The 6,254-nt window shown below is 39.8% G+C and carries 3 protein-coding genes; all 3 read left to right on the plus strand.

Translation table 11 applies throughout. The features are described from left to right. Positions 1–3,176, plus strand: a 3,176-nt coding sequence (locus F6K40_RS38000; RefSeq protein ID WP_293144805.1) for an ATP-binding protein, incomplete at its 5' end; no start/stop codon positions are given. Between the two features lie 1,035 nt (positions 3,177–4,211). Continuing rightward, positions 4,212–4,397, plus strand: coding sequence for a hypothetical protein (locus tag F6K40_RS38005; RefSeq protein WP_293144807.1), 186 nt, complete (start codon positions 4,212–4,214; stop codon positions 4,395–4,397). 678 nt (positions 4,398–5,075) lie between these two features. Continuing rightward, the coding region (locus F6K40_RS38010; protein WP_293144810.1) for a serine/threonine-protein kinase at positions 5,076–6,254 on the plus strand (1,179 nt) is incomplete at its 3' end.

Consider the following 6,254-nt stretch of genomic DNA (forward strand, 5'->3'; position numbering starts at 1 on the left):
ATATTGTTAATCACCTGAATTTTGGCAAGTCTCTGATCAAGGAAAAAAGGGAGGAAGAAAAATTAGCAGAACTGAACTTAGCTGCGGGCGAAAAAGCGATATCTGCTACAGCTTATCAAGGTGCGATTGAGTATCTAAAAACAGGTATTAACTTATTAGAAAAAGATGCTTGGATTAATCAATATAACTTGAGTTTAAATCTGCATCGTCACCTGGCAGAAGCTCAGTTCAGTCATAGCAAGTACGAGGAATTGGAACAGACAATTACAGTAGCTTTAGAATGGGTGAGTTATCCTGTAGAACAGGCGGATTTCTATCGCATTCAAGTCGCTCAATTTAGTCTACAGGATAAACATGAGGAAGCAATTCAGGTAGGTATGATTGGATTAGAAAATCTGGGAATTGAGATTGATACCAACAAGCTGAGTCAGCTAGTTGAATCAGAGTTTGCCTCTATTACTCAGAGTTTGACAGAACGTTCTATTTCCTCACTATTAGATTTACCGACAACAGTTGAACCATCTATTCAAGCAATGATTAAATTGCTAATGGCTCTAAATGTATCAGCATATATGACCTCCAATTTTCAACTTTTCACTTTTCTCCCTCTCAGAGCAGTTTGTCTGTCAATTAAACATGGAAATATTCCTGAGTCAATCAACGCTTATGCCAACTATGGAGTAATTCTAGCATTGCAAGGGCAGTATCACAGAGCTTATGAGTGGGGAGACTTAGCTATGCAACTAAGTTACAAACTCAATAGTAAATCTCAGAGGTGTCAAGCTGGAAACATGCTTGGAGCTTTTATGATACCTTGGACAAGACCAATAAAAGAGGCAACAAAAGTAACTTATGAAAGCTATATAGCAGGATTGGAGTCTGGAGAAATTCAATATGCTGCTTATAACTTACAGAGTAATATTACAAATCGATTATTCCAAGGAGAGAATTTAGCAGCAGTTGCTGTAGATATAGACAAGTATATATTGGTGGGAGATAAAGTCCAGAATGAGGCTTTACAAGTGACACTTGCTGCAGCCAAAGTTTTTATAACCAGACTTTGCCTAGACAAAGAAGATGATGTGATGATTAAAGTTGAAAAAACAATAGCTTTTATAGAAGCATCCCAAGTGTGGGGTTGGGTTTATTTCTATTATGTTCTGATGATGCACCTTTCCTGTTTAACAGAAAATTTTGAGGTCGGTTTAAATTACGCAACCAAAGCAGAACCGCTTCTTAACAATGTTGTAGGCCACATAATTTCTAGTTGTTATTATTATTATGCTTCTCTGATTTTACTCAACTTGTATTCTGGTATGTCTGCACAACAACAGAATAATACTTGGCAGCAAATAGAATCAAATCAGCAGCAGCTAAAAATTTGGTCAGATAGCTGTTCGGAAAACTTTCTACATAAGTATCTTTTAGTTGAGGCCGAAAAATGTCGGTGTTTGGGTCAAAAATTAGAAGCAATTGAGTTATACGATCGCGCCATTGCCGAAGCTCAGAATAACGAATACATCCAAGAAGAAGCTTTGGCAAACGAACTGGCAGCAAAAGCTTACCTAAATTGGGGCAAGGAAAAATCTGCTGTGGGGTATATGCAATCTGCTTATAGTTGCTATGCTCAATGGGGTAGCTCAGTCAAAACTGACCAACTTGAACAAACTTATCCCCAACTCCTAACCCCCATCCTCCAAAAATCTCCTCAGTCTCTTGCCAGCGATCGGGATCTTCTGACTGACTCCACATCTATTGGTACTGCTAGCATCACTACCTCTGTCTTTGACTTAGCTTCTACTATCAAAGCTTCCCAGACTATTTCCGAAGAAATTGAATTGAACACCTTGGTCTCAAAATTAATGGAGATTTTAATCGAGAATGCTGGAGCTAACAAAGGAGTATTGTTGTTAAAAGACTCGGAAAATTGGGAAATCGTCACTCAAAGCGATCGCGCAACTTCTTACATAAGCAATATTTCTCTAGAGCAAAGCGAAGACATACCCCGGACAATTATTAACACCATTAAACGAACGCAACAGACCTTAATCATTAACAACTTTGCACAAGACAATAACTTCAGCACTGACCCCTACTTTATTCAAAAAACACCCAAAAGTCTTCTGTGTACTCCCATTCTCAACCAAGGAAAATTGATTGGCATTCTCTACCTGGAAAACAACCTCACCACAGAAGCTTTTACTACAGAACGTATACAAGTTCTTAACCTACTGACTGCCCAAGCAGCAATCTCCATTGAAAACGCCAGACTTTACCAAGACTTAGAAGCTAAAGTTGAGCAGAGAACCCAACAACTCCAAGAGAACAACCAACAGTTACAACAAACCTTGCAACAATTGCAGCAAACTCAAGCTCAACTTATTCAAACCGAAAAAATGTCTTCTTTAGGTCAAATGGTTGCCGGAATGGCACATGAAATCAATAATCCCATTACCTTTATCTCAGGTAATATCACTCATGCTCGCGAATATGTTTTGGAGTTACTAGAACTGATCAACCTTTACCAAGAAGAGAACTCCTCTGCTCCCAGTGATGCTATCAAAGATAAATTAGAAGATATAGACTTAGAATTCTTATGTGAAGACCTAGAAAAAATATTTCATTCCATGCAAACAGGAAGCGATCGCGTCAAAAAAATTATTCTGGGTTTGCGCAATTTCTCTCGCCTTGACGAATCCCAAAGAAAGCAGGTAGATATCCATGAAGGATTAGAGAATACTTTAATGATTTTGCAACATCGCCTCAAAGGTGATGACTCCCACCCAGATATTGCTCTAGTGAAAAAATATGCTCAACTACCCCCAATTAACTGTTATGCTAGTCAACTCAATCAAGTGTTTCTACAGATTCTCACTAACGCCATTGATGCTTTAAATGCTTTCAAAACTCAGGATTATCCGGTAATTAGTATCACCAGTCAAAGGCATAATGAGCAGACGATCAGGATTTGCATTGCTGACAATGGACCAGGAATGAGTGAGACTGTTCAGCAACATATTTTTGACCCCTTTTTCACGACTAAACCAGTCGGTAAAGGTACTGGACTGGGATTGTCTATTAGTTACCAAATAGTTAACGAGCAACATGGAGGAGAATTGCAGTGTATTTCTCAACTGGAAAAAGGTAGTGAATTTATCATAGATATTCCAATTTAACCTAGTCATTGTCATTATATAGAATCCGGTTATACAGTATATGTTGATAATTCTATAATTTTCAGTATTCAATCTCCCCTACTCCCGTACGGACGCCCTTATGCAACGTCCCTACCCTACTCCCCTACTCCCAACTATACAATAACTATTCAACCGGATTTGATATTATTAGGACTTACGCAAAACAAGGTATTTATGTCATTGCGAGCAACAGCGTTTGCGGAGCATTCCGTCAGGAATGCAATCTCAAACGCCTAAAACTGGTTCCTAATGCGTAATATAAAATCCGGTTATATCATGTCCGCTGGTATCGTTGGTGTAAACTCAAGGGTGAATTTTACCGGAAATTTAAGTTTTTTTCTGGATCTTAAGTATTCCTGCCAGTTAAGTGTTCCCTCCTCCCTCCTCCCTCCTCCCTGTTCCCAGTTAAGTGTTCCCTGTTCCCTACCTTTGCTATACAATACCGATGCTACCGGACATGATATTATACAGTAATCGCAAAATTACTTCCTCAACTTACAAATATTGTATTGAATACGAATTTAAAAATTTATGCATTTTCATTTCCTTTCTTATATAGAATCCGGTTATACAGTCTATGTTTATAGATCTATAATTACTTCAATATTCAATCTCCCCATTTCCTGCTTCATAAAACCGATATAAAACGTCTCTCTTGGTGCGCATTCCCTCTCTTGGTCGATTGGATATGGCGCTTGCTAGCGCAAAGCTCCGAAGTGCGCGTAGCGTCCCGGAGGGAAGGAAACCCCGAAGAATGCAGAACCGCGAACGCTTTTTATGTCGCGTAGCGTTAACGTAGTTATGCGTAGCAAAACGCCATCCCACCCTTCGGGAAACTGCGTTAACGACCGGTTGCGACTTGCCTCTTGCAGAGGAGCTTTGCTTTTTCTTATAGGGAATGCTCCGCAAAGATGTCGCGTTTGCCTTAGCATTCCGTAGGAAGGCGAAACGTCGTCGCGGGGTCGCACCGCATAATGTGACATTTTACTGTGTACGGACGTTGCTTGAACATTAATGCGTTACATCTCGCGCAGCGATACGTCCCTACCTGCTTCTACCGGAACTGTCGGCAGCAAGACCTCCACAGGCATTCACGGTCAAGTTGACGTTGAGGATTTGCGTTCGCGGAGCGTGGCGTTAGCCGTATCCCAGGTATACCGCTCATTATTACTATACTGTCTAGATAATCATAGACTATAACACTATCATTCACTAGGATAGAACTTTCTTTAGATTATCTTTATAACTTAGCTGTTAGACAATTGATGAATAATATAGCAGGGAACAGGGAACAGGGAACAGGGAACAGTTAGAAAAACATTTCCCAGTCTAAGGTTCATCATCAGTCCATGTCCTAAGCAACTCTTTCTCAGCTATATCATGTCCGGTTGAATACTTATACTTTGCTGGAAGGAAGGCAGAAGGCAGAAGTAAAAGAAAAGTTGAAAGGGAAAAGATTTTTTTATAAGTGATTATCCGAACATAATATTAGATTCTATACACGCTCCGATGCTACCGCACATGATCAGGACTTACGCAAATTATTAGAAAATACGCTATATATAGGGGAAAATGCCATTTTCGCCTACTAGATATAGCGGTTATGCATAAATGCTGATGATATAAGAGTGGAATAATTTATTTTATTTTTTATTATTGGAGAGGTCTATTAGACATCTCCATAAAATCAATTTACCTTTTATTTAGTATAAACTAGAGTTGTAAAATTTACTGACAAAATCATTTTCCGTACCTTTTCGGTAAAAATATCTTCTCTGTTCTCTGTTCCCTCTTTTCTGGAGATATCTATATAGTAAAATCTCACCGAAAACTTGAAATTTACCTAAATCAAATTTGAAAACCATTAATAACATTATTATGCTTAATATTCATAACTACTACCTAAGTGAAAATTTATACCAAGGAACGCGAACTTTGGTCTATCGTGGCCAGCGTATCTGTGACAAGAAACAAGTAATTATCAAGGTATTACGTAACCCCCACCCCAGTTTCAATGAATTAGTCCAATTCCGCAACCAATATATCATTACCCGCCATCTGGAACATCCAGCAATTATTCAACCTTTGGCCTTAGAACGCTACGGCAATAGTTACGCCTTGGTGATGCCAGATTCGGGAGCGATCGCCCTCTTTGAGTATTGGCAAAACTTAGAGCAAAGTCTCAGCAATTTCCTCAAGATTGCCATGCAACTAGCAGAAGCTCTCCACTATCTAGGTATACAACGTATTATCCACAAAGATATCAAACCCGCCAACATTCTCATCCACCCTGAAAGCAAGCAAATTCAACTGATCGACTTCAGTATCTCTACTTTACTGCCTAAAGAACAACAACAACTGATTAGTCCCAACGTTCTAGAAGGAAGTCTGGGTTACATTTCCCCAGAGCAAACAGGAAGGATGAACCGAGGGATTGATTATCGCACAGATTTTTACTCTTTGGGTGTGACATTTTTTGAACTGCTAACAGGACAGTTGCCCTTTAAAAGCAGTGATCCGATGGAATTAGTGCATTGTCATATTGCTAAAACTCCCCCGAATCCTCCTAATTCTCAAGTTCCCACTCCCCTTGTTGATATAGTCCGGAAATTAATGGCTAAAAATGTGGAGGATCGTTATCAGAATGCTTTAGGATTGAAGCATGACTTGGAACAATGTTTACAACAATTGAAAGCTACAGGAAAGATTAGGCAATTTGAGCTAGGGAGCCGAGATTTATGCGATCGCTTCCTGATACCCGAAAAACTCTACGGACGGGAAACGGAAGTACAAAAGCTACTAGATGCTTTTGAGCGAGTTAGTAATCCCCCCGAGACCTCCCTTGGTAGTAATCCCCCCCTAACCCCCCTTGGTAGTAATCCCCCCCTAACCCCCCTTGGTAGTAATCCCCCCCTAACCCCCCTTGGTAAGGGGGGAGATGGATGTTCTGAAATGATGTTAGTCGCAGGTTTTTCTGGAATTGGCAAAACAGCAGTCATCAACGAAGTGCATAAACCCATAGTTCGGCAACGGGGTTATTTCATCAAAGGAAAATAC

Source organism: Okeania sp. SIO3I5 (assembly GCF_010672085.1).
GTDB lineage: Bacteria > Cyanobacteriota > Cyanobacteriia > Cyanobacteriales > Microcoleaceae > Trichodesmium.